Below are 24,750 nucleotides of genomic sequence, written 5' to 3'. Positions count from 1 at the left end.
AATCCGCTGCCAAACTTCATCAGGTACACTGTATCTGCTCTTCACGGAAGTTTATCTACAAAAAGCAAACCCTCCGCCAATTGTCAACACAACCTAGGTGGATTATTCTTTTTTATTGCAATCTTTCTTCAAAGCACTCAGCATAAAGCCCCGACTGTATGTCGGGGCTTTTGTTAGATAATCATTGCCGCCAGGTGTCCGGCGGGATGATCTGCAAGCTCGGGTAGATCTTGGATACCGGTGCCCTCTATCTTAAGTCACGGATGGCGAAGTCAGAAACATACGCCTCCATGAGCGCGAAGCCGATCAACGTGCGCTCACTAAGCGCATACGTTCGCTTCTTTCTCCGCCCGCCATAGCTTTAGCGAAGGCGGGTTTCCTAGGCGGTAGAAAAACACCTCTTACCCTTCCAATACCATCTTCCCGGGTTGGTGCAAAAGAAAAGCCTGCAAATGCAATGCACCTGCAGGCTTCTTTTGTAGAGGATCGCTCCTCCGTATGTCGCCGACCTGACCCCTCCAGATAGGCCGGGCGACCACCGGGCCGAACGCTAACCCAATTCAACACACACTCCGTGTTCGGGCACCGGCACTATGCTCATTGTTCCTGTCCACTCTTACCGTTCCGTTGCTTCATCGATTCATTACGGTCCAGGCGTACACCCGCACCGTCGCTGTTCTTATAGCTCCCGCGCTGCTCCTCGAAGTTCATCCCTTCAAAACCCTGGGGGGCGGAAGAGCGGCGCTCCTGATTCTGTTGCTGTTGGGGATGCTGATCCCGGTTCCTTTGGTTTTCCATGTGGTTAGTTTGGGAGAATATAAACCAATATGGTGCCTCTTTTCTTCCCGCCTGAAATCCGGGCACGCTGCGGAAAAAACGGGGCAAGCCGGGGGCGAACCGGGGACAAAAGGCGATCGGGCGCACCCCGTTTTTTGTTAAGATCCCCTAAAAGCATTGTGGATCAACGACTTCCGGCCCACCCCCAGCCCCCTCCCCAAGGGAGCAAAGTTTCCCTTTCACTTTATAAAACCCCAGAGCTTTTGGGATCACCCGGTCAAAGCAGCCCGCCTGCGGGCTCCCCATTTGCGCTCTTTAGAAAAGCTCGTCCATAGGAACTGCCACTGCCTGCCCTGAGGGTTCGTTTAGAGGCCTCTATTAAAAGATTCTTCGCGCCTTTGCGTTAAATGGGATCCGCCATTGCGCTCCCTGGATCCTACCGGCAAAAAGGGAGCTTGGTTGCCTGACGTGCATCTGGAACCTTATTCGAATCAAGGGATCATCTACTAAGGCAGCCCGCCCGCGGGCTTCCCTTGGCGCTTCTTGAGAAAAGCTCGTCCATAGGACGGCCGGCAAAAAGCGCGTGAGCTTCGCCCCAGGAGACGCTTCCAAAAAATTCTTCGCGCCTTAGCGTTAAAAGCGATCCATGATCGCAAGCCCTATATCCTATCGGCAAAAGGGATCGTATTGCCTGACGTGAAGCCCCTAAATTCAAGGACAACCCCATCACAGCAGCTCGCTTGCGGGCTTCGCTTGGCGCTTTTGAAAAAAGTTCATCCTTAGCAACTGCTACCTGAGGCTCTGAGGTCCATTCAAAAGAATAATCCAAAGTGTTCTTTGCGCCTTTGCGTTAAATGGAATCCGTCATCGCGCCGACACCCAAAATTGCACGTTCGACCCCCACCCGAAACTACCTTCCCTAAACTCGCCCCGGCCGCCGTACCTTTGCCGCCGCAAAAGGGGCCCCAAAAAGCCCATGCCCGAACATGAAGTACCAGGACGAGATATTGAAGCGGCGCACCTTCGCCATCATTTCGCACCCCGACGCCGGCAAGACCACCCTCACCGAGAAGCTGCTGCTGTTCGGCGGCGCCATCCAGGTGGCCGGCGCCGTCAAGAGCAACAAGATCAAGAAGGCGGCGACCTCCGACTTCATGGAGATCGAGCGCCAGCGCGGTATCTCCGTGGCTACCTCGGTGATGTCGTTCGAATACAAGGATACCCTCGTGAACCTGCTCGATACCCCCGGTCACAAGGACTTCGCCGAAGACACCTTCCGCACCCTCACCGCCGTGGACTCCGTGATCCTGGTAGTGGACTCTGTAAACGGCGTGGAAGAGCAGACCCGCCGCCTCATGCAGGTGTGCCGGATGCGCAAGACGCCCGTGATCGTGTTCATCAACAAGATGGACCGCGACGGCAAGAACCGCTTCGACCTGCTCGAGGAGATCGAAAAGGAGCTCTCCATCTCGCTGCACCCGATGACCTGGCCGATCAACCAGGGCAAGGACTTCAAAGGGGTATACGACCTGCACAACAAGAGCCTCCGCCTCTTCACGGCCAGCACCAAGGCCACCGACGAGGACACGATCTCCATCGGCGATCTTTCTGATTCCGTATTGGACCAGGAGCTCGGCGAGCGCGACGCGGCCACCCTCCGCGAAGACGTGGAACTGATCGACGGCGTCTACGGCGAGCTCGACCCCGAGAGCTACCGCTCCGGCGACGTAGCCCCGGTGTTCTTCGGCTCCGCGGTCAACAACTTCGGCGTGAAGGAGATGCTCGACACCTTTATCCGCATCGCCCCCGAGCCGCAGGACCGCGACACGAGCGCCCGCAAGGTGGCCGTGAGCGAGGACAAGTTCTCTGGCTTCATCTTTAAGATCCACGCCAACCTCGACCCCAAGCACCGCGACCGCATCGCCTTCCTCCGCGTGTGCTCCGGCAAGTTCGAGCGCAACAAATACTTCCACCACGTGCGCCTCAACAAAGACGTGCGCTTCTCCAACCCCTACACCTTCCTCGCACGCGAGAAGAGCGTGGTGGACGATGCCTACCCCGGCGACGTGGTCGGGCTTTTCGACACCGGCAACTTCAAGATCGGCGACACGCTGACGGAAGGGGAGGACTTTTTCTTCACCGGTATTCCTACGTTCTCGCCCGAGATCTTCAAGGAGGTGGTGAATAAGGACCCGATGAAGACGAAGCAACTCGAAAAAGGCCTGTTGCAGCTCACCGACGAAGGCGTAGCGCAGCTCTTCACGCAGTACGGCGGCAACAAGAAGATCATCGGCTGCGTAGGTGAGCTCCAGTTCGAAGTGATCCAGTACCGGCTACTACACGAGTACGGCGCCTCCGTGGTGTTCAACTCGCTGCCCTTCTACAAGGCCTGCTGGCTCACGAGCACCGACCCGAAGAAGCTCGAGGAGTTCGTGCGTTTCAAAGGCTCCAACGTAGCTGAAGACAAGGACGGCCAGCTCGTGTACCTCGCGCAAAGCGAGTGGTTCCTCAACACCGAGCGGACAAATAACCCGGAGATCGAGTTTCACTTTACGAGCGAGATCCATAAGTCGTGAGCGGGTGAGCGGGTGAGCGGGTGAGCAAGTGAGCAAGTGAATGAGTGGGCGGGTGAGCAAGTCAATGAGTGAGCGCTTACGCAATAGAACGAACGGATGCCGAAGGCATCCGTTCGTTCTTACTGTGCGTCCATTAACCTACTCACGCACGCACCCGCTGACCCGCTGACCCGCTCACTTGTTCACCCGCTGACCCAATCACCCGCTCACGTTTTCCTGCTCACATCTTGCAGATTTTCTATATTTGAAGAGCAAACCCACTGCTTATGATTTCCAGCCTGTTCGAATGGTTCGGCCAATTACGCGGCTTTGAGCTCATTCTCTGGTGCATCGCGCTTTTTTTCTCGCTGCTTTTTCTCGTGCAGACGGTGCTTTCCCTCGTTACGGGCGGCGACACCGACCACGATGCCGACGGCGACGGCTACCATTTCTTCACCATCAAGAACATGATCGCCTTTTTCACGATGTTCGGGTGGGCGGGCCTGGCAGCGTATAAAGGCGGGCTTGGTACGGGGCTGGTGACCGCAATCGCCCTGGCCTCCGGAATCGCCATGGTACTGGTAATGTGGGGCCTGATGCGCAACGCCGGAAAGCTGAAGCACGACGGCACGCTCCAGATGAAGAACGCGGTGAACAAGGTGGGCGAGACCTACCTGCGTATCCCTGCAGCCCGCGGGGGGCTCGGCAAGGTGCAGGTGCAGGTGCAGGGCCGCTACCTCGAGCTCGACGCCATGACCGACGACGCCGCCGATATCGCCACCGGCCGTCCCATCCAGGTGGTCAATATCCTGAGCAACCAGGTACTGCTGGTCACCTCCTCCTTCAACTGATTTCACTAACTGCATAAATACCTACTATGTCTGGTTACCTGTTAATTGTGATCGCCGTTGCGGTGGTCTTCATCTTCATCCTGATCTATTCGCTCTTCAGCCGCTACAAGCGTTGCCCCTCCGACAAGATCCTCGTCGTCTACGGAAAGGTGGGCTCCAATGCCGAAGGCAACCTGAGTGCCAAGTGTATCCACGGTGGTGCGGCCTTTATCTGGCCCATCATCCAGGACTTCTCCTTCCTCGACCTCACGCCGATGTCGATCGTGGTGAACCTCACCAGCGCCCTCTCCAAGCAGAACATACGTGTAGACGTGCCCTCCAAGTTCACCGTCGGTATTTCTACGGAGCCGGGCGTGATGGAGAATGCCGCCGAGCGCCTCCTGGGCCTGCAGCAGCAAGACATCCACTCGCTTGCCAACGACATCATCCTCGGCCAGATGCGCCTCGTGGTGGCGATGATGGACATCGAGGAGATCAACAACAACCGCGACAAGTTCCTCACCAACGTGGCCTCCAACGTGGAAGCCGAGCTCAAGAAGATCGGCCTGAAGCTCATTAACGTGAACATCACCGACATCAAGGACGAGAGCGGCTATATCGAGGCGCTGGGCAAGGAAGCCGCCGCCAAGGCCATCAACGAGGCCAAGAAGAGCGTGGCCGAGCAGGAGCGCATCGGCGCTGTGGGCGAAGCGGAGGCCCAGCGTTCGCGCGACATCTCCATCCAGGAAACCCAAAAAGACCGCGATGTGCGCATCACGCAGACCCAGCGCGACCGCGACACCGAGATCGCCCTTGCCACCAAAGACAAAGAGATCCTGATCGCCGGCGCCAGGCGCGACGAGCAGATCGGTAAGATCGAGGCCGAGCGCGACACCCGCATCAAGACCGCCGAGGCCAATGCCATCGCCATGACCGGTGAGAACCAGTCGAAGATCGCCATCGCCCAGTCCGACGCCGAGCGCCGTGAGCGCGAGGCCGAAGCCCTGAAGCGCGCCACCGCAGCCGAAAAGGTACAGTCGGCCCTGGCGCTCGAAGCGGCCTACAATGCCGAGAAAAAGGCCGAAGAGGCCCGTGCCGAGCGCGAGCGCGCCTCCCAGCAGGCCAACATCGTGGTGAGCGCCGAGATCGCGAAGCAAAAGGCCATCATCGAAGCCCAGGCCGAAGCCGAGCGCATCCGCGAAAAAGCAAAAGGTGAGGCAGATGCCATCTACGCCAAGCTCGAAGCCGAAGCCCGTGGTATGTACGAGATCCTCACCAAGCAGGCCCAGGGCCTCGACCAGATCGTGAAGGCCGCCGGCAACAACCCGAAGGACGCCGTGCTGCTCCTCATCTCCGACAAGCTCCCCGAGCTCGTACGCATGCAGACCGACGCCATCAAGAACATCAAGATCGACAAGGTAACGGTGTGGGAAAATGGCCAGGCGGGCGCCGACGGCAAGAACTCCACCGCCAACTTCATCTCCGGTATGTACAAAGCCGTGCCCCCGCTGAAAGACATCTTCGACATGGCCGGCATGGACCTGCCCAACTACCTCGGTAAGGGCCAGCCCGATACGCAGAAGCCGCCCACCCCGCCGGTAGACCTGCTGCAATAGGCACGCGGAAAGCGCGGAAAACGCGGAAGCTTTCGGCGTGCTTTCTTATGCGGCGATTTCTTCAATTCGATTTTGGGTTGAAGGGGCTGCAAAAGCAGGGAGTTGTCTTACATAGGACGTTCCTAGTATAAAACGCAGAAAGAGTGCCTGAAGGCACTCTTTTCTTTTTAAGAGGGCGCCGCTTGCGGCGCTTTTCTGTGTTTTACCGGCACCGTCAGCTAGCGTCCCAGTCAGTTTTCCGGATGCTGCAGCACAAAAAGTACAACCGCATCAAAAAAATCCGGCATCAAAAAAAGGAATAGCACCACAAAAATTCCGCGTTTTCCGCGTTTTCTGCGTGCCTAAAACTCTGGGTGTACTCCCGTATAGTTCGCCGGTGTGATGCGCTTGAGTTCCTTTTTGAGAGTAGCCTTCACGTCGAGGCTGTCGATGAAGGAGTGAATGGCTTCCTTGTTGATCTTTCCTTTGCCGCGCGTGAGCTCCTTGAGTGCCTCATATGGGTTCGGGTATTGCTCGCGGCGCAGCACGGTCTGGATGGCCTCGGCCACGACGGCCCAGTTGTTTTCGAGGTCTTCGCCGATCTTTTCGGCGTTGAGTACGAGCTTGGCCAGTCCTTTCTCGATGGAGCGGAAGGCCAGCATTGTATGCGCCATCGGAACGCCGATATTCCGGAGAACGGTGCTGTCGGTGAGGTCGCGCTGGAGGCGGGAGATGGGCAGCTTCGCCGAAAGGTGCTCCAGCAGTGCATTGGCGATGCCCAGGTTGCCTTCGGCGTTCTCGAAGTCGATGGGATTCACTTTGTGGGGCATGGCCGAGGAGCCCACTTCGCCTTTTTTCGTTTTCTGCTTGAAGTAGTCTACCGAGATATAGCTCCAGATGTCGCGGCACAGGTCGATGAGGATGGTGTTGATCCGCTTCAGCGCGTCGAACTGGGCGGCAAGGCCGTCGTAGTGCTCGATCTGCGTGGTGAACTGCTGGCGCTGCAGACCGAGGCGTTCCTCCACGAATTCGTTGGCGAGCTTTACCCAGTCTTTATCCGGGTAGGCGATCACGTGTGCGTTGAAGTTGCCGGTGGCGCCGCCGAACTTGGCGGTGAAGGGGATGTAGAGCAGCAGCTCCACGGCGTTCTGGATGCGCTCCACGAACACCATCAGCTCCTTGCCCAGACGCGTGGGAGACGCCGGTTGCCCGTGCGTGCGGGCGAGCATCGGCACGCCCTTCCACTCGGTGGCGAGTATCCGGATCTCCGTGTTGAGGTTGAGCAGCGCGGGCAGGTACTCGAACTCGATGGCCTGCTTCCACGACAGCGGTACCGCGGTATTGTTTACGTCCTGCGAGGTAAGTCCGAAGTGAACCCACTCGCGGGCGTCGTTGCCGCCGGCTTTTTCGAGGGCTTCCTTCAGGAAGTATTCCACTGCCTTCACATCGTGGTTGGTGGTGGCCTCGATGGCCTTGATGGCGGCTGCTTCTTCGGGTCCGAAAGCCTCCTTGAGTTCCTGGAGCGCACGGCGCGCGGCGATGGGCAGCTTGAAGAAGCGCTTGTCGGCCAGGAAGAGCAGGTATTCGATCTCCACCCACACGCGGTATTTCATGAGGGCGTACTCCGAAAAATAGTCGTCGAGCTGCTGCAGCTGCACACGGTAGCGGCCGTCGATGGGAGAGAGGGCGGTAAGCGGGGAAAGTTCCATAATACGAATGTGCTAAAGGGGTAATGTGCTAATGGGGTAATACGAGCAATGGAGCGATGTGCTCCCGGGTAGTGCAAAATGGGCGGCCCTCTCCACAAGGTCTTTCTTTTCTCAGCACATCAGCACATTGCTACGCGTGTCAAAATTAGCGCAATGCCCCTATCCCCGTTCTATATTTGCGGCCTAAAACCGAGCGGATTGAAGAAGATACGTGTGGCGGCCGTGAGTTACCTCAACACAAGGCCCCTGATGTACGGCATCAGGCGGCATCCCGTGATCAACGAGATCGACCTCGTGGAAGATTACCCGGCCAGGATCGCGCAGTTGCTGGTCAACGACGAGGTGGACATGGGACTCGTGCCGGTTGCCATCATTCCGAAGCTGGAGCAGGCCTTCTTCTATACGGACTTTTGCATCGGCGCTTCCGGCCCGGTAGACTCCGTGTGCCTGTTCAGCGAGGTGCCGATCGAGGAAGTGACGGAAGTGTATCTCGACTACCAGTCGCGTACCTCCGTGCTGCTGGCCACCGTGCTGCTGAAAGAATACTGGAACAGCACCGCTTCGCTCATCCCCGCTTCCGGAGAGGATTACCGCGACCGCATCCGGGGCAACGCCGCAGGGCTCGTCATCGGTGACCGTGCCTTCGAGCAACGCCTCCGCTCCCCGTATATCTACGACCTGGCGGAGCACTGGCAGCAATTTACCGGGCTCCCTTTTGTATTCGCCGCCTGGATCGCCAACAAGGAGCTCCCCGCCGACTTTGTGTCGCGCTTCAACGCGGCCAATGCCGACGGGCTGAACCACATCCCCGAAGTAGTGGCGGCGCATCCCTACCCCCATTTCGACCTCACGGAGTATTATACCCGCTCTATCGACTACTGCCTGGATCAGAAAAAGAGGGAGGCCATCGCGCTATTCCTAGAAAAGAGCGAGCCCTATCGCTGATTGTGTTCTACGTCGGGGGTCACAGGCGGGTCCAACCGGCGGGCACGAGGTCCTGCGTATCCGGGGGGCCTTCATGGAACCACTGTGCCGGCGCAATCACTTTTTTCCCGGGGTTGCTGTTCAGCCAGGCGCCCCACCAGCTGAACGAGCTGTTGGCGATCACCTGGTGGCGGCATTGGCTCATGAGGAACAGGTCCTCGAAATGCGCCTTCGTATGGTGGCCGGACACAACCTCCGCACCCGGAATGTCGAGGTGCTCCAGCACCCAGGCCGGGTCGTCGGTGAACAGGTAGTAGCGCGGGGCATCCAGGTGCCGGGACATTACTTCCATGGCCTTCTGGTAATACGAGATCGGCAGGATGCCGTGCACTTTCAGTGTTACCGGGTTGCTGTAATCGCCGCGCCGGATGTGCAGTGACACCGATTCCTGCGCCTGCATGGCGCGCCCCAGCTCGAGGAGTTGCGGCGAAAGGGGTTCGCGGAGCTGCAGCTCCGCGCGGATGCGGTCGGCGAAGGGCGCGAAGTAGCGCTCGCTCTGGAAATATCCCTGCAGGTATACCTCGTGTCCAAGCTGCGCGAAGCCTGGATCGTAATGAAAGTGCGGCTCCTTGTAAAAGCGGCGGCTGCGCAGTGGGCGCAGCCGCGCAGCCACACGTTGCAGGAGCCCATCAGGCCGTAGTCGCGCAGCCTCCGCGGCCGTTGCCACCCGTGCCTGGGCACTCAACTGCAGCAGGTCGAAGTTCCGGAGCTGGTCGGCCCGGTAGTGCGCCGTATCCAGCAGCACCTCCGCGCCATGACGCAGCGCGAGGGCACGGGCCGCCGCGTATTGAAACATCTGGTTGCCGAGGCCGCCTTTCAACTGGATCACGATCATAACCGATCTGCGCTTAGCTTTTGAAATAGATGTCGCCGAACAGGGTGCGGGTGAATGCAGGATCGGCGAGGTGTTGCAGGAACTGCTCGTACGACTGCCACTCGGGCAGCGCCCAGGTCATGGATTCGCCGCTGCTGTAGTTGAAGGTGCCGCCGGGCGACAGGCGGTGCAGCAGGTCCACGCACTCGCGCAGCTGCCCGGCTGCCTCGGGAACGCAGTATTCGAGCGACAGGAAGGGGATGGGGCGTGATAGGCCGCGGAGCACCTCGGGCTCGAAGCCTTCCACATCGATCTTGCAGAACTTCGGTGTACCGTATTTCTCCAATAGGAGGTCGAGCGTGCTGATGGGCACCTTGATCGTGTCGGTCCATTCGCTGTAGCGAAAGCGGTCGCGTGTCACGTCGCGGAACTCGGTGCTGAAGGTGGAGACGGTGCTGTCGGTAGACAGGTGCATCTCGAGCTCTCCCGGCTTGCTGGCGAGGCCGATGTTCTCGATGGTGATCGTGTCGTTGAACTTTCCGCGCAGCACCTGCACACAGGCTGGTTGCGGCTCTACGGCCACCACGCGGGCGCCACATTCGAGAAAGGCCTGCACGCGGTTGCCCACGTTGGCGCCCACGTCGAAGACAACGTCGCCAGTGCTGATGAACTGGCGGTAGAACGCAACGCGCAGCGGATGATAGCGCGCCTCGAGGGCTGCCTGCTCCCGTTGGGTTTTCCTCTTTTTATACGCCAGGTAGCTCTTGTAAAAAGGAGTTGGCTTCAGCAGTTTATCGATCAGTCCCATAAAGGCGGAGTTAGGTGGCGCTTCACTTTGGAGCGGGAAGCGCCGGTAAAAGTAGTGGATCGGGCCGGTGCCGGCTCAGCCCTGCCTGCGGGCGAACACATGGACGCCGTAGCAAAGCAGCTCCGACGAGCCCTTGTCCTTTGCGGAGAGGTCGCCCAGGATCTTCAGCCACAGGTGCTGGATCGTTTTCTGGAACACGTTGAGGCGCACCCCGGCATACTTGTCGCCGACCTGCTTCACGCGCCGCGTTTCTTGGGCGATGAACTCGAAGTAGTTCCCGTTGAGGTCCAGCTCCTCGATCCGGAACCCGTGCTCCGGAAGGTGGTGCTCATAAAAGTACCGGCTCAGGCCAGAGGCGAAATGATACGGCGCAAAATGGGTGAGGCTCGCGAACGGGGCGGTGATCAGCAGGTAGCCACCGGGCTTCAGCAGGCGGCTGAATTCGCGGATGGCCAGCACCGGGTTGGGGATGTGCTCAAACACCTCCGTGCACATGATCGCATCCACCGACGCATCGGGGAGCGGGATCGAAACGATGTCGGAAACGATGTCGAGCTTCGAGTTGTCCCAGGAGCCGGTCTGCAGGCCCACGTCGCCTGTGCCTTCGTACTGGCCGAAGTCCTGCGCGATGTATTTAAGGTGGCTGCAGAATTTCTTGAACTGGCTTTCGCCCGCGCCGGCATCGAGGAGGGTTGCGCCTGCGGGGATTTTCTTTAAGGTGGACTCGATCCAGTTTACACGTACTTCTTCATTGGTGGTACCGACGCGGAACATAGTAGGCTATTGTTTTTTAAACCAGAAGCACCCGCAGCCGTACGACTGCTGGGCCACAAGGGCGGGGTCGGCGTTTGCGATAAGGCCACCCTTGTCGGGGATCAAAGAAAACTCTTTTAATTGGAGCGGCGCGAAATAGGAGGCGATCTGCTCGTAGCTATAGATGCGGTGCCCGTTGAACTCGATGCGCGGCCGGCCCACCGGTGTCACGAACAGGAGGTCGCCACCCGGTGCGAGCACGCGCTTCAACTCGCCGATCGCCTTGAGGTCACCCTCCGGGTCGAGCGGGTCGCCGTAGCGGCCGAGGCCGATATGCTCCACGGTGTGCATGCAGGAAAGCGACGGGATGGAGCCGTCGGCGAAGGAGAGGGCCGACAGGTCGGCAAAGCCGCTGGAGAAGCCGGGAAGGTGAAACTCCGCCGGCCGGTAGTCGTAGAACTCCGTCGGCACGAAGGCCGAGAGGATCGTGGAGAAGCCAAGTATCGAGGAGATGTCGACGTGCTTTGCCGGCGCGATTTCGGCCACCTTGCGCGCGGCCCAGGCCGGGTGGTAGGTATAATGCTGGTCGAAGGGGGTATACTTGATCTTATCGGTAAGACAAGGGTAGATGTCCTTGGTGTTGATTGCGAAGCGACCGTCGGAGCGGGCGCGGAAGGCGCTCAGCTCTTTCATGAACTCGAAGGAGCGCACGATCTTTTTCGGGAAACGGATAAGAATATCCTTCCCCGTCTGGATGAAGTAATCTTTCAGGAACATGGCGCCAAAGTTAGGCTTCCCGGGCCGTAGCCGCGCCACCGGAACGTCGCAAACGCCTACATTTGCGCAAATTACCGGCATGAAAAAGGCCTTGATCACGGGCATTACGGGCCAGGATGGCGCTTACCTCGCGGAGCTCCTCCTGGACAAAGGCTACGAGGTGCATGGAATCAAGCGGCGGACGTCACTGATCAACACCCAGCGCATCGATCACATCTACCAGGATCCCCACGAGCGCAACCTGCGCTTCATCCTGCATTACGGCGACCTTACCGACTCCACCAACGTCATCCGCATCATTCAGCAGGTGCAGCCCGACGAGATCTATAACCTCGGCGCCATGAGCCACGTGCAGGTGTCGTTCGACGAGCCCGAGTACGTGGCCAACGTGGATGCCGTGGGCACGCTCCGCATCCTGGAGGCCATCCGCATCCTCGGTCTTGAGAAAAAGACGCGCCTCTACCAGGCCTCCACCTCGGAGCTCTATGGCAAGGTGCAGGAGATCCCCCAGAAAGAGACGACGCCGTTCTACCCGCGCTCCCCGTACGGGGTCGCCAAGCTCTATGGCTACTGGATCACGGTCAACTACCGCGAGGCTTACGGGCTCTATGCCTGCAACGGCATCCTTTTCAACCATGAGAGTCCCCTGCGGGGCGAGACCTTCGTGACCCGCAAGATCACCCGCGGCGTGGCGGAGATCGCCCTCGGGCTCAAAAAGAAACTATACCTCGGCAACCTCGACGCGCAGCGCGACTGGGGCCATGCCCGCGACTACGTGGAGGCGATGTGGCTCATGCTGCAGCAGGAAGAGGCCGAAGACTTCGTGATCGCCACGGGCGTCACCACGCCGGTGCGCCGCTTCGTGGAGATGGCCTTTGCCGAGGCCGGCATCATTGTACGTTTTGAAGGCAGCGGTGAAGCCGAGAAAGGCATCGTGGCCGCCGTTACCGGGGCCGAGGCCCGCGTGCAGGTCGGCGACGTGGTGGTGGAAGTCGACAGCCGCTATTTCCGTCCCACCGAAGTGGACCTGCTGATCGGCGACCCTGTCAAGGCGAAGGAGAAGCTGGGCTGGACAGCGAAGACGCCGCTCGGGGAGCTCGTGCGCGAGATGGTGCAGAGCGACCTCCAGCATTTTCAGAAGGAAGTATTATTACGGGAATCCGGCTTCGGGGCCACCAACCAGTTCGAATGATGGAGAAAAACGCCCGCATCTTCGTAGCCGGGGCCCGCGGCATGGTGGGATCGGCCATCGTGCGCCGCCTGCAGCAGGAAGGCCATCAAAACATCATCACCCGCTCCTCGAAAGAGCTGGACCTGCGCAACCAGGCCGCCGTCGACACGTTCTTCGAGGCCGAAAAGCCGGAGTACGTGTTCCTTGCCGCCGCCAAGGTGGGGGGCATCCTGGCCAACAACACCTACCGTGCCGAGTTCCTGTACGACAACCTCGCCATCGAGATCAACATCATCGAAGCCGCGCACCGAAATGGCGTGAAAAAGCTGCTGTTCCTCGGCTCGTCGTGCATCTACCCAAAACTGGCACCGCAACCGATGAACGAGGAGGCCTTGCTCACCGGCCTGCTGGAGCCGACGAACGAGCCCTACGCCATCGCCAAGATCGCCGGCATCAAGCTGTGCGAGGCCTACCGCAGCCAGTACGGGGCCAACTTCATTTCGGCGATGCCCACCAACCTCTATGGCCAGGGCGACAACTACCACCTGGAGAACTCCCACGTGATCCCGGCGCTGCTCCGCAAGTTCGACGACGCGAAGCGCTCCGGCGCCGACAGCGTCGAGGTCTGGGGCTCGGGCACACCGCTCCGTGAGTTCATGTACGTCGACGATCTCGCCGACGCCTGCCTCTTCCTGATGGAGCGCTACAACGAATCGCTGTTCCTGAACGTCGGAACCGGTGAGGAGGTGTCGATCCGGGAGCTGGCGGAAACCGTGAAGGAAGTGGTCGGTTTCGAAGGGGAGCTCCGTTTCGATAGCACGAAACCCGATGGCACGCCGCGCAAGCTGATGGACTCCGCCCGTATTCATGCGCTGGGCTGGAAGCACAAGACCTCGCTAAAAGAAGGGCTTTCGAAAGCGTATGGGTTCTATATGCAGGAGCACGGGCTTGATTAGCGTTTCCAGAGCGAAAGAACACGGATCCGACGGATAATGCGGATGGCAACGGATCCGTACTTATCCGCTGCATCGGTGTCATCCGTGTTCCCCTGCTAATACCAGAGCCGCGCCTTCAATGACTTGATGTAACGGATCGTAGCCGCGGCGATCGGCTTCCGCTGCTCATTCCGCCGGATCGCGAACACCTGCTTCCAGCCTTCGAAGAACCCCTTCATCGAGAACCCGGTTTCCTTCAGGTATTGCAGCGACCACATGGCGGCCGTACTGTAGAAATACTTTTTAGGCAGGTAACGCCAGGCCACCTTGCTTTTGTTCACCCACATCATCCGCAGCTTGTCGGACTTTGGCTTGCGGCCCAGGGGCGACTCCTTGTGGCGCATGATCACCTTGTCGGAATACACGATGCTGTAGCCGGCATCGAGGATGCGGTAGGAGAGGTCGTACTCCTCCATGCCGTAGAAGAAGTCCTCGGGGTAGTGCCCGATGCGGTCGAGCACGTCGCGGCGGATGGCATGCGCGCCGCCGGCATAATAGTAGGTCTCGAAAAAAGCTTTCTCCTGATACTCGTCGAAGCGCTTGTGCGGCAGGGCATTCACCTGCATCTGGCCGTTCTCGTAGTAAATGACCTTAAAGGACACGATCGCCTTGGGCCGCTCCGTATTGTTGGTGGCGAACTCGCGCACGAGCTGTTGCAGGCAGTCGGCATTGCCCATCACGGCATCGTCGTCGAGCATGATGAGGATGGGCGCGGTGGCGAAAGAAACGGCGAAGTTGCGGCCTTTGGCCACGCCGAGGTTGCCGGGCGCGTCGATGTAGCGGATGTTGATGCCGGTGTGTGCTGCCGCATACCCCTTCACAGCGCTGTAGTCGTCGGTGGAGGCATTGTTCACGAGGATCACTTCCTCGAGAAGTTGCGGCGCATCGTGGAGCGAGGCAATGTTCTGCAGGAGCTCCAGCGCATCGCCCGGGCGGTTGTACGTAATGATGATAAAACTGAGTGGCTTCAAGATTCGCTGTTGTCGGTGGAGAGCAAAGATCGGTAGGCTTCCGTAAACGCGGGGAGCGAAAAATGATCGCGGGCATACCGGATATTGTCTGCGCCGATCTGGTGCCGCCGGCCCGGGTGGCGCAGCAGGCCAGTGATGTACCGTGCCCCCTCTTCGATGATGCGCTCCTCATCGTCGATCGACGTGAACAGGTAGCCCTGCTCGCCGGGGCGGATGTGCAGGGGCAGGTCGCCCACCGGCGTGGCCACGATGGCGCAGCCGTTCCCCATTGCTTCCGGAACCACCAGCGGCATGCCCTCCGTTTCGGAGGTGAGCAACAGCACGTGGCTGTTCCAGTAGATCGACTGTATTTCTTCGGGATCGGTTTTGTTTCCGAGCAGCTCGACGTTGGCCGGTACAGGCCCTGCCACATCTCCTGCGGCCGCCCCCATCACCCGGAACCGGATATCCGGGCTCTCGCTGTGCATCCGTTCGGCAATGCGCAGGAAGAGCGGCAGCCGCTTCTCGGGACCGGGGCGTCCGCTGAACAACACTGTGAACGTGCCTTCCGGCTTGCCTGCATAATCTCGCTCGGGGAGGGCCACCGCATTGTCGATGTGGCGCAGGCGGCCGATGAACGATTCCGGCACCCGCAGCTTGCGGTACAGTTCGATGTGGGCCTGCCGCTTTACCTGTGAGATCAGCACGGTCTCGTGGTAGAACGGAATAAAGGGCACGCGGATCATCGAAAAAGTATTGAGCGAGTGCACGAGGTCGACCTGGCGAATGCCCTTGCGGATCCAGGGCGCCGTTTTGTACGCGATGTTGGAGTGTCCGTGAAAGACCACCGGCGCCTTCTTTTGCGCGTTGATATAGCCGCTCAGGATGCCGCGCCAGATGAAGTTGACGAAGTAAATGAGCTTGTTGTCGGTATAGCGCGACACGTCGCGGATCACGCAGCCGCTTTCGCGGAATGCCTGCAGGAAGGTATCGTTCTGCGATTTGCGGGTGAAAAAAAGGATGCAGTCGGGGCCACCCGCGGCCGCGGCGATCTGGGCATGCACCTTCTCAGCGCCACCCGTGTGGTAAAAGGGAAAGAAGAAGAACACGCGGTACTCGCGATCCAGCGGCTTCACGCGCGCGATGAGCCGGCCAAGCAGGATGAACGGGGAGAGTAACACGTCCTCCACCTTGCGCTTCGCGATCCAGGCTCCATACGACATCATCGGCCCAGGATTTTTTTAGCACGGGCCCGCGCGAGGTCCCAGTAATACTGCAGTTGCAGGCGCCGGCAATAGGCATTCATGCTGCCTTCCTGTTTGCGGCGCGCCAGGAATTTACCCTTCGTGCGCGACAGCCGCTCGAAGGCACTGAGGCGGTCCTTCCGCGTAAGGCCGGTATCGAGGTAGCGGTAGCGGAGCAGCGGCTCGTCGATCTTGGCCACGAGCTTGCCATCGGCTACCAGGCGGAGCCAGAGGTCGTAGTCCTCAGCTTCCTTCTGGTCTTCCTGGTATTTATACTGCTTCAGCACTTCCGCGCGAGCCATCACCGAAGGGTGGGCGATGCAGTTGGTCCGGAGCAGGCATTCGCGGATGTGTTCCGGAGTCGTATAAGCACGGTCGTCGGGCCAGGGTGGGAGCGGAGCGCCGCTTTCGTTTATCATGTCGAGGGTGGTAGCCACCACCGCTACTCCGGGGTGCGCGTCGAGGTACGCTACCTGCGCGGCGAGGCGCCCGGGCCGGCATACGTCGTCGCTGTCCATCCGGGCGATGTAGCGGCCGAAGGCCATATCGATGCCTTTGTTGAGCGTGTAGATCAGTCCCCGGTTGCGCTCGTTAGGGACGATGCGAAGACGCGGATCGTTATAGCTTTTAAGAATGGCCTCGGAGCCGTCGGTGGAGCCGTCGTTGAGCGCGAGCAGCTCGAAGTCGGTAAAGGTCTGCGCGAGCAGCGAGTCGACCGCCTCCTTCAGAAAGCGCTCGGCATTGTACACGGGCAGCAGGATCGTGACGGTGGGCGTGCTCATCGCGCCAGCAAGTTAAGCCGTTCCTGTACACGCGCCGTGATGCCCTCCCAGCCGTAGCGCTCGAAGAAGGCGTCGGGGGTGTGTCCCCAGCGGCCAAGGTTTTCCTCCACCGCCGCCGCAAAGGCAGACCAGTCGCCGTCCGGCACGCAGTGCAGCTTGCCGCCGGCCACGCTTCCGTCGATGCCCTGTGCCCCGAATGCGAAGGATACCACCGTATTGTGTTGCGCCAGGGCGTCCAACACTTTGGTTTGCACGCCACCTCCCGAAAGCACCGGGTTGATGAATACGTCGGCCGCGGCAAAATAGGGTGCAATATCGGGCACCTCGCCGGCGCGGATCACGCGCGGGTGCTCCAGCGCGTTGAGGTAGTGGAAGTCGCCACTGCGGTTACGGCCGCACACGACGATGCGGTAGTCGAGCCCTCGTGCTTCGAGGGCGGGCACCAGCTGCGCGTAGATGGCTTCCACGGCTTTGGCGTTGGGCGCGTAGTCGAGCGTGCCGGCAAAGAGCAGGAGCGCCGTGTCGGCACCGATGCCCAGTGCGGCGCGCAGGTCCTCCGGGTTGCCGGAGGGAGGCTGCGGCTCGATGCCGTAGGGAACGATCAGCGTACGTGCCGGGTCGGTGCCGAATACAGATATCGCGTGATCGCGGTCGCCCTCGGTCTTGAACAGCACGAGGTCGGCATTGCGGCAGGCCCAGCCTTCGTAGCGACGCAGCAGCGGCCACCAGGGCTTGCGCAGCGCGCGGAAACGGAGGTACTCGATGTTGTGCTCGTGCAGGATCACCCGGATGCCGGTGCGACGGCGCAGCCGGAACGCGGCAAGCGCGTGGTACGGGAACTCGAGCAGCAGGTGCGTGGCTCCTTCTTCGCGTGCGGCGGCTTCGATGGCACGCCATATAGCGGGTTGCAGAAACTGCTTTTGCGTTGCCGGCAGCTCGGGCCGCACGGCATAGGATGCTCCTCGCGGCACTTCGTTATTCGTGGAGCAGAGGCAGGTCAGCGGCACGCGGCGCCCGAGGTATTCGTTGAACAGCGCGATGCCCTTCTGCCCGCCGAAGCGGGCCGGGAGCACCTGGAACCAGACGAGGCTCAGGACTTTCATGCAGGCGTCACCGTTTCGCGGTGGCGGGCACGCCATTCCAGGAAGATGCCAGCTACCAGCAGCACCAGCAGCAGCACCGTAAAGATGGACGTGATCGTACGCCCTTTCAGGTAGGCCGGTGGCTCAAAGCGGAAGGTGATCGTGTGGTCGCCGGCAGGCACCGGCAGGCCACGCAGCACGTAGTTGACCCGCGTGATGGGTACTTCCTTGTTGTCGATAAAGGCCTTCCAGCCGGAGGCGTAGTAGATCTCGCTGAACACCGCAAACTGCGGCGCGGGCGAGGAGCTCTTGTAGGTGATGAAGTCGTTGTCGTTTTTGACGAGCGTCATCGTGCCTTCGCCGGAGAAGCTTGTGGCCGGACCCGCGGTGGCGCGGAAAGGTGCCCGTACAAAAGCCGTTGCGCGCGGGTCGAAGTTGTCGAGGGCGCTCATCTCGGAGGCGGCATCCTTAACGGTCACGAGGTTGCGCACGAACCAGGCAGGGCCTGCGGCCGAATCGTTGCGCTGCACGAGCGAGGTGGCGCCGCTCCCATCGCGCTGGAGCAGGTACTTCACGTTGAGCATGTTGAGCACCGGCAGGTTCAGTTGCGGCTTCGACAGCTGCCGCTCGATGAGGTCCTGGTAAATGCGCAGCTTCACGGCATGATAGCCGCCGATGGAGTTGTAGTGATACGAGGTGATGGCCTCGGAGAAGGCGTCGCCGGCCACATTGAACACCCGGAAGTAGCTCTTGTCGGCGAGGATCTGCTGGTCTTTGTCGTTGGTGGCGAATACGGCGGCGTTCTCGGTCTTCTCCACGAAGGAGTCGCTGTTGATGTACTTGGTGGCGATCGGCAGCAGGTCGATCAGGGTCAGCAGGGCGAGGCCGGCATAGACCACGGCAGGCCGGGCGATGCGCTTCAGCAGCACGTAGAGCAGCGCTGCGCAGGCAAGGCCGAAGCCGATGAGGCGGAGGATGTCGCCGGTGAACATGCCGGAGCGGTCGTCCTTCAGGGCATTGAAGTAGGAGCGCATGCCTTCGGCCTGCTGCGGGTTGGCGGAGGCGAGCTGCCGCATCTGGTCGCGCTCGCCGGTCGAGATGAAGTCGAGCGAGAACTTAATGACGAAGAGGAACAGGATCAGCCCACCCAGCCCTATGAGGCCGCGACGGAGCTGCGGGCGGATGGCGGCAAAATCGGAGCGCTGCAGTATATCTACCGTAACTACGGCCAGCAGCGGGAGCACGAGTTGCGGGATCACGAGGGCCATGGAGGGCGCGCGGAACTTGTTGTACATCGGCAGGTAGTCGTACAGCAGCGTGTTGAAGCTCATGAAGCTCGACCCCCAGGAGATGACGATGGCGAAAATGGTGGCCGCAAGCACCCACCAGCGGTGGCGGTTCTCGGGCAGGAAGAGGCCGAAGAAGGCGAGCAGGCACACGACGGCGCCCACGTAGGGAGGGCCGGCGGTGATGCCGAGGTTGCCCCAGTAATAGTTGATGTTGTCGGTGGGTTGTCCTACGGAGGCAAGGAACTCCGCCGTCTTCGACGACTCTTCGGAGATGACGGGGCGCAGCCCGGTGTTGGAACCGCCGGGTGTGTTGGAGCCATAAGCACGGGGCAGCAGCATCGCGATCGGCTCACCGATGCCCATGCTGTAGGAGAATGCATACTCTTTATCGAGGCCGTCGGTCGCATCGCCCTGCTTGGTGCCGGTGATCTCGGAGGCGCCGCCGCGGATCGTTTCCTTCTGGTATTCGTAGGTGGAGAGCAGCGTCACGGCATTGACGGCGACACCGATAGCGCCGGCGGCCAGCGTGAGGCCAAGCGCCTTGAACAGGTGGATCGTTTGCCCGGCCCGGATCCAGCGGACAATGAAGAACACCGTCATGATGGCGATCGTCAGGAAGAGGTAGTAGTCGATCTGCGGGTGGTTCATGGCAATGAGCACCGAGGTGAAGAGCGCCGTGAGGCCGGCGCCCACCCAGTAGCGGCGGTCGTAGATCAGCAGGATGGAGCCCAGGAGCGCCGGCATGTACGCGATGGACCACATCTTGGTGTCGTGGCCCACGGAAATGATGACGGGGTTGTAGGTGGCATAGGCGAAGGAGAGCGCTCCGAAGATGCCGAGATAGGGGTTGACGCGCAGCACGCAGCAGAGGAAATAGAAGCAGATACACGCGAGAAAGAAGAACTGGATCGGCACCGGCAGGTGGAGCGTGAGGACGCCGTGCACGAGCCAGGGCACTACGTTGTTGGCGGGATAGCCGATCTGGAAGGTGGGCATGCCCGAGAACATGCTGTTGGTCCAGAGGGGCTGCTGCCCGTGCGTTTGCTTGTACACTTCCGACTGCTGGATGGAGCCTTTCCACTGGGTGACGTCGTGCTGGTTGATGACCATTCCCTGCAAGGCGGGCTTGCAATAGATGACGGCAACAAGGAGGAAGACAACAAAAGCGATCAGGTGGGGAAGCAGTTTCGGGAACAGCCCTTTCTTCATATCGGTGGTTTAAAATCTGGGCAAATTAAGATTATTTTACAGCAAATATCCCGACGCTGCTTATGCTTTTTTTGTCCCGGCTGGCCCTGATCTGCAACCTGTTTTTCGTGGCCGCCACCGCCATCCGTATGGGCTGGCAGCTGCCAAGCGAGCAGCTTTCCAACACCATCATCGTCATCGGGCATTTCCTGGTGCTCGTGTTCAGCCCGCTCGTCAACCTGCTTTACCTTGTGCAGCTGCTGCGCAAAAAGCTGTTCGCCACCGTGCCGCGCTGGCTTGTGCTCACCAACTTCATCTTCCTGTTGCTCCAGGTACAGTTCATCATCATCTATCCCAATTCCAAATGGTAACCTCCGCCTTCCACCAACGGTCTACCCGGCTGCTCATCGCGTTGTCGGCCTTCTTCGTGGCCAACGCCCTCATCGCCGAATCCATCGGCACCAAGCTTTTTTCCTTCGAAAAGCTCGTGGGCATGGACCCCGTCAACTTCTCGATGTTCGGGCAGGAGGGCCTTGCCTTCAACCTCACCTGCGGCGTGCTGCTCTGGCCGCTCGAGTTCGTGATGACCGATATCGTGAACGAGTTCTACGGCCCCAAGGTCGTACGGCGCATTTCCTTTATCGCCATCGGGCTCATCGCGTATGCGTTCCTGATGTTCTATGTGGCCATCGAGGTGCCGCCGGCCGACTTCTGGATCGGCAGCGGCAAGAAGAATGGCATCGACAATATGCAGACGGCCTTCGGCGGCATCTTCGGGCAGGGCATGCGCATCATCGTGGGCTCCATCGTGGCCTTCGGGGTGAGTCAGCTCGTGGATGTGTACGTGTTCCATAAGATCAAGAAGGCGACGAAGGGCCGCCATATCTGGATGCGCGCCACCGGCTCCACGCTCGTGTCGCAGCTCGTGGATTCCTACATCGTGCTGTTCATCGCCTTCTGGGGCATCTTCTCCTGGCAGCAGATCCTGAGCTTCGGCATCATGAACTATATCTACAAGTTCACCGCGGCACTCGTACTCACGCCGGTGATCGTGTGGGTCGAAAAGCGCATCGAAGCCTACCTCGGCAAGGACGAGGCGCGCCGCATGAAGGCGGAAGCCGCCGGGGAAGACGACGGGCAGCATATCGAGGTGCCCACCGCGGGTTAATGTGCTAATGGGGTGATGGGGTAATGGGCCGGAAAGGACGATGAAGAAGTGAATTTATCAACGACGCAGGTCATTCAGGGCGATGCCTGCAGGGTGGTTGCTCTGTGCGATCACCTTGCTGCTCCTCGCGCTGCCGGCTTCGGCGATAGGCTGGGGCGATTGGCAAAGTAGGACCCCGGGCGGGTACCGAATGGGCAATGCGGGCAGCGGGATCGAGTTGTTCGTGGAAGGCTGGGAAACGGGCTTCGGCCCGATCGACCGCTGGTATTTCTACAAGGGGCATGTCGTCGGAAGGCTCGTGTCGGGCTATTTCGTGGCCAACGAGCGCAGTGGGGAAATCCGGGGTTTCGAGGAAGAGCAGTATTGGAAGGAGTACCTGGCAGAAAGGGACCTCGTACCGAAGTATTGGACCCGCTGGCATACCGGAAACTGGCGCTGGCTCGACGACTATGCCTTCGCGTTGCTGCTGATCGGAGCGCTCGTGCTCATCCCGCTCCTCGGCGCTACCGCCCGCTTCCTTAACCGTTGGATCGCCGGCGAGGCCCGCTTCCGGCTCCGTAGAAACCCGGCGCTGATCATCTTCTCCCTATTACTGCTCCTCCTCTTCCGCCTCCTGCTCGATAACTTCCCCTCGAGTTTTTGAACGCGATGATCGAAGGGGTGAAACGTCAGCAAGACCAACCATTAATCGTCAATCCGGCAAAGACTTCGCTATCCCTCTGCTCCTTTGCGGATTACCGATTCCCGATTACCGATTCTTGAACACCCGGGCTGCCACTTTGTCGATGGGGAGCGAAACGCTTTCTTCGGAAAACTCATTCCACGGAATAAAGCGGAACGACTCGCATTCGCGGCGCTCTTCGTAGCGCGCCAGCTGTGCGGCGTCGAAGGCGAAGGGCTCCGTACTGATGCGCACGCGGATGGGCTCGAGCGCCTCCACGAGGTAATAGATGGAGACGATCTGGTGCTCGGGGTTGAAGGCCGATTGCTGGTAGAAGTCGGTGGTATAGAGGTGCTCGCCGACCTCCACCTTCAGGTTCATCTCCTCGATGAACTCGCGCCGCAGGCAGTCGCGGGTGCCCTCGCCGAACTCGAGGCCGCCGCCGGGGAACTTGGTGATCCGCGCCCCGCGGATCCACTCGTCGCTCACCAGCACGTCGCCCTGCCCGTTCCGCAGCAGCCCATATACCCGGATGTTGAATAAAGCCAAAACAAAGATTTATGATTTCGGATTTCAGATTTCAGATTCGGGGGAACCCCTCCAAATCTCAAATCTGAAATCACACATCTGAAATTATTTGATTTCGATGGTTCCTTCAAACACCCGCACCGCCGGCCCGATGAGCCAGATGTTGGTGTAGTTGCTGCCGTGCTTCTCGTATTCCACGCTGAGGTGGCCGCCGAGGGTCTTTACATCCACGTGGTTGAAGCCGTTCTCATGGTGGGCACTCACGAGGGCCGCGGCGGTAACGCCGGTGCCGCAGGAGAGGGTTTCATCTTCCACGCCGCGCTCGTAGGTGCGCACTGTGATCTCGTCGCTGTCGGGCCCCTGCTCCACGAAGTTCACGTTGATGCCTTCTTTGGCAAAGGGTGCGCTGTTGCGGATCTCGCGGCCGATGCGGGCGATGTCCTTTTTGAGTACTTCCGTTGTGAAGTGCACGAAGTGCGGCGATCCGGTGTTGAGCACAAAGTCGTTGCCGTTCTGGCGTACCTCACTTACGTCCTGCATCTTGAGGGCTACCGTGCCGTCGAAATCCACGGTGGCCTCGTGTGGCCCGTCGATGGCGAGGAAGCGGTATTCAGTCTGTACGAGTCCGAGGTCGTGGGCAAAGCGCACGAGGCAGCGCCCGCCGTTGCCGCACATGGTGCTCTCGCGGCCGTCGGCATTATAGTACTTCATCTCGAAGTCGTAGCCGGGGTGGCGGTTGAGCAGCATGAGGCCGTCGGCGCCGATGCCGAAGCGGCGGTCGCAGAGCGAACGGATGATCTCCGTGGCCTCAGGCGACCCGGTCGCGATCCGGTCGAGCATACCGTCGCGGTTGTCGAAGATCACGAAGTCGTTGCCGGTGCCCTGGTATTTGTAAAAGGAGTAGTTCATGGTGCGATCGAGATCAGGTGAGCGGGTGAGCAGGTGAGCGAGTGAGCAAGTGAGCAGGTGAGCAAGTGAGCAGTTGGGCAGGTGAATAGGTGAGCGCGTTAGGTAGGCCAATGCCCGCTGCGACAATTTGCGGGCAATCGCTCACACGCTGACTTGTTCACCCGCTGACTTGTTGACGCGCTCACCCGCTCACCCGTTCACCCGCTCACCCTGGTAACGTACTGAGAATCCCTAACGAGTGCTCGATCATCCGCTCCACGAGGGCGTTGCCATCCTTGGAGAAGGTACGGGCCACGCGGTTGGCCACGATGGCGCTCAGCGAGAGGCACTGGTGGCCCAGCAGGCGGCCGAGGCCGTAGATGGCGGAGGTCTCCATCTCGAAATTGGAGATGAAGTGGTTGCCGTAGCGGAACTCGGTGAGGCGGTCGATGAGGGCCGGGTTGCGGATGCCGAGGCGCAGCACGCGCCCCTGCGGACCGTAGAAACCCGGGCAGGTGACCGTGATGCCCTGGTGGAACTCGGCCACGAAGTGCTTCAGCAGCGATGGGGCCGCACCGGAGATATACGGGTTGGTGACCTGTGTATTGAGGCCGGTGTGGGTGTTAAAGGATTGCAGCAGGGCGTTCTCCTCCATGTTCTGCTCGAGGCGGTAGTAGTTCAGAAGGTTGTCGAGGCCGAGCGCATGGGTGGACGCCACGAAGGAATCCACCGGGATGTGCGCCTGCAGCGAGCCTGAGGTACCCATACGCACGATCTGGAGCGACGAGAGCTCCGGGCGGATGAGACGGGTGCCGAAGTCGATGTTGACCAGCGCGTCGAGCTCGTTGAACACGATATCGATATTGTCGGGGCCGATGCCGGTAGATACTACGGAGAGGCGCTTGGCGCCGATATAGCCGGTGTGGGTGATGAACTCGCGGTGCTCGCGCTGCACCTCGATGCGGTCGAAGTGCTTGCTCACTTCCTTCACGCGGTGCGGGTCGCCGACGGTGATGACGGTAGGGGCCAGTTCTTCGGGGCGGAGGTCGAGGTGGTAGATGGCGCCGCGGGCGTTGATGATGAGTTCTGATTCAGCGATAGGCTGCATGGAGGAGTTCAATTTTTAAAAAACGAATGGCTCAGAAGCTGTTAATTCGGTAAAAGTATCTATTTTCGCGCCCTGCCCCAAGATGATCTTTGGC

At 60.0% G+C, this 24,750-nt stretch carries 23 protein-coding genes; 9 read left to right on the top strand and 14 right to left on the bottom strand.

Going from position 1 to position 24,750, the window contains the following annotated elements:
• Positions 1–597: 597 nt before the first annotated feature.
• Entirely contained in the window at positions 598–798 is a 201-nt protein-coding gene (locus ABD937_RS13675) for a hypothetical protein (protein ID WP_345256309.1), read from the bottom strand.
• 965 nt (positions 799–1,763) lie between these two features.
• On the opposite strand from ABD937_RS13675, the gene ABD937_RS13670 reads away from it, so the two are divergent.
• From ABD937_RS13670 to ABD937_RS13660, 3 genes are all read left to right on the top strand, one after another.
• On the top strand, positions 1,764–3,353 hold the full coding sequence (locus tag ABD937_RS13670; protein WP_345256308.1) for a peptide chain release factor 3: 1,590 nt from the start codon (positions 1,764–1,766) through the stop codon (positions 3,351–3,353).
• A 266-nt stretch (positions 3,354–3,619) separates the two neighbouring features.
• Positions 3,620–4,183, top strand: coding sequence for a hypothetical protein (locus tag ABD937_RS13665; protein WP_345256307.1), 564 nt, complete (start codon positions 3,620–3,622; stop codon positions 4,181–4,183).
• A gap of 26 nt (positions 4,184–4,209) precedes the next feature.
• The gene (locus ABD937_RS13660) at positions 4,210–5,778 is read left to right on the top strand and encodes a flotillin family protein (protein ID WP_345256306.1); all 1,569 of its coding nucleotides are present in this window, start codon (positions 4,210–4,212) and stop codon (positions 5,776–5,778) included.
• 341 nt (positions 5,779–6,119) lie between these two features.
• Here ABD937_RS13660 and purB read toward each other — a convergent pair whose 3' ends face one another.
• Positions 6,120–7,466, bottom strand: a complete 1,347-nt coding sequence (gene purB, locus ABD937_RS13655; protein ID WP_345256305.1) for an adenylosuccinate lyase — start codon at positions 7,464–7,466, stop codon at positions 6,120–6,122.
• A gap of 198 nt (positions 7,467–7,664) precedes the next feature.
• Here purB and ABD937_RS13650 point away from each other — a divergent pair, with 198 nt between their 5' ends.
• Positions 7,665–8,411: a menaquinone biosynthetic enzyme MqnA/MqnD family protein gene (locus ABD937_RS13650; RefSeq protein ID WP_345256304.1), complete on the top strand. Its 747-nt coding sequence runs from the start codon at positions 7,665–7,667 to the stop codon at positions 8,409–8,411.
• Between the two features lie 19 nt (positions 8,412–8,430).
• Here ABD937_RS13650 and ABD937_RS13645 read toward each other — a convergent pair whose 3' ends face one another.
• The 4 genes from ABD937_RS13645 to ABD937_RS13630 all read right to left on the bottom strand — a co-directional run bounded on the left by ABD937_RS13645 (position 8,431) and on the right by ABD937_RS13630 (position 11,602).
• A complete protein-coding gene (locus tag ABD937_RS13645; RefSeq protein WP_345256303.1) occupies positions 8,431–9,285 on the bottom strand; it encodes an alpha-1,2-fucosyltransferase in 855 nt (284 codons plus the stop codon).
• 13 nt (positions 9,286–9,298) lie between these two features.
• Positions 9,299–10,072, bottom strand: coding sequence for an FkbM family methyltransferase (locus tag ABD937_RS13640; RefSeq protein WP_345256302.1), 774 nt, complete (start codon positions 10,070–10,072; stop codon positions 9,299–9,301).
• A 75-nt stretch (positions 10,073–10,147) separates the two neighbouring features.
• A complete protein-coding gene (locus ABD937_RS13635) occupies positions 10,148–10,846 on the bottom strand; it encodes a class I SAM-dependent methyltransferase (protein WP_345256301.1) in 699 nt (232 codons plus the stop codon).
• Positions 10,847–10,852: 6 nt separating this feature from the next.
• A complete protein-coding gene (locus tag ABD937_RS13630; RefSeq protein WP_345256300.1) occupies positions 10,853–11,602 on the bottom strand; it encodes a DUF268 domain-containing protein in 750 nt (249 codons plus the stop codon).
• 79 nt (positions 11,603–11,681) lie between these two features.
• Here ABD937_RS13630 and gmd point away from each other — a divergent pair, with 79 nt between their 5' ends.
• The gene (gene gmd / locus ABD937_RS13625) at positions 11,682–12,794 is read left to right on the top strand and encodes a GDP-mannose 4,6-dehydratase (protein WP_345256299.1); all 1,113 of its coding nucleotides are present in this window, start codon (positions 11,682–11,684) and stop codon (positions 12,792–12,794) included.
• On the top strand, positions 12,791–13,729 hold the full coding sequence (gene fcl / locus ABD937_RS13620) for a GDP-L-fucose synthase (RefSeq protein WP_425475029.1): 939 nt from the start codon (positions 12,791–12,793) through the stop codon (positions 13,727–13,729). The genes gmd and fcl overlap by 4 nt, the downstream gene beginning before the upstream one ends.
• Before the next feature lie 95 nt (positions 13,730–13,824).
• Here fcl and ABD937_RS13615 read toward each other — a convergent pair whose 3' ends face one another.
• From ABD937_RS13615 to ABD937_RS13595, 5 genes are read right to left on the bottom strand one after another with little or no spacing between them, the layout of a single operon-like run.
• Positions 13,825–14,739 carry a glycosyltransferase family 2 protein gene (locus ABD937_RS13615; protein WP_345256298.1) on the bottom strand — a complete coding sequence of 305 codons (915 nt, stop codon included), beginning with the start codon at positions 14,737–14,739 and terminating at the stop codon, positions 13,825–13,827.
• Complete coding sequence (locus ABD937_RS13610) at positions 14,736–15,944, bottom strand: glycosyltransferase family 4 protein (RefSeq protein WP_345256297.1); 1,209 nt, start codon at positions 15,942–15,944, stop codon at positions 14,736–14,738. The genes ABD937_RS13615 and ABD937_RS13610 overlap by 4 nt, the downstream gene beginning before the upstream one ends.
• A complete protein-coding gene (locus ABD937_RS13605) occupies positions 15,941–16,744 on the bottom strand; it encodes a glycosyltransferase (RefSeq protein WP_345256296.1) in 804 nt (267 codons plus the stop codon). The genes ABD937_RS13610 and ABD937_RS13605 overlap by 4 nt, the downstream gene beginning before the upstream one ends.
• Entirely contained in the window at positions 16,741–17,847 is a 1,107-nt protein-coding gene (locus tag ABD937_RS13600; protein ID WP_345256295.1) for a glycosyltransferase family 4 protein, read from the bottom strand. The genes ABD937_RS13605 and ABD937_RS13600 overlap by 4 nt, the downstream gene beginning before the upstream one ends.
• On the bottom strand, positions 17,844–20,324 hold the full coding sequence (locus ABD937_RS13595) for a YfhO family protein (protein WP_345256294.1): 2,481 nt from the start codon (positions 20,322–20,324) through the stop codon (positions 17,844–17,846). The genes ABD937_RS13600 and ABD937_RS13595 overlap by 4 nt, the downstream gene beginning before the upstream one ends.
• A 62-nt stretch (positions 20,325–20,386) precedes the next feature.
• On the opposite strand from ABD937_RS13595, the gene ABD937_RS13590 reads away from it, so the two are divergent.
• From ABD937_RS13590 to ABD937_RS13580, 3 genes are all read left to right on the top strand, one after another.
• Positions 20,387–20,674: a hypothetical protein gene (locus tag ABD937_RS13590; protein ID WP_345256293.1), complete on the top strand. Its 288-nt coding sequence runs from the start codon at positions 20,387–20,389 to the stop codon at positions 20,672–20,674.
• Entirely contained in the window at positions 20,668–21,471 is an 804-nt protein-coding gene (locus ABD937_RS13585; protein ID WP_345256292.1) for a queuosine precursor transporter, read from the top strand. Before ABD937_RS13590 ends, ABD937_RS13585 begins: the two co-directional genes overlap by 7 nt.
• Before the next feature lie 82 nt (positions 21,472–21,553).
• Positions 21,554–22,114, top strand: coding sequence for a hypothetical protein (locus ABD937_RS13580; RefSeq protein ID WP_345256291.1), 561 nt, complete (start codon positions 21,554–21,556; stop codon positions 22,112–22,114).
• Between the two features lie 105 nt (positions 22,115–22,219).
• Here ABD937_RS13580 and ABD937_RS13575 read toward each other — a convergent pair whose 3' ends face one another.
• From ABD937_RS13575 to ABD937_RS13565, 3 genes are all read right to left on the bottom strand, one after another.
• Positions 22,220–22,681: an NUDIX domain-containing protein gene (locus ABD937_RS13575; RefSeq protein ID WP_345256290.1), complete on the bottom strand. Its 462-nt coding sequence runs from the start codon at positions 22,679–22,681 to the stop codon at positions 22,220–22,222.
• A gap of 84 nt (positions 22,682–22,765) precedes the next feature.
• A complete protein-coding gene (dapF, locus tag ABD937_RS13570) occupies positions 22,766–23,569 on the bottom strand; it encodes a diaminopimelate epimerase (RefSeq protein ID WP_345256289.1) in 804 nt (267 codons plus the stop codon).
• Positions 23,570–23,774: 205 nt separating this feature from the next.
• Entirely contained in the window at positions 23,775–24,656 is an 882-nt protein-coding gene (locus ABD937_RS13565) for a nucleoside phosphorylase (protein WP_345256288.1), read from the bottom strand.
• Positions 24,657–24,750: the final 94 nt, after the last annotated feature.

Source organism: Flaviaestuariibacter amylovorans, assembly GCF_039541815.1.
In the GTDB taxonomy this organism is placed as follows: Bacteria; Bacteroidota; Bacteroidia; order Chitinophagales; family Chitinophagaceae; genus Flavisolibacter; species Flavisolibacter amylovorans.
This window is presented reverse-complemented; position numbering and strand designations above follow the sequence as displayed.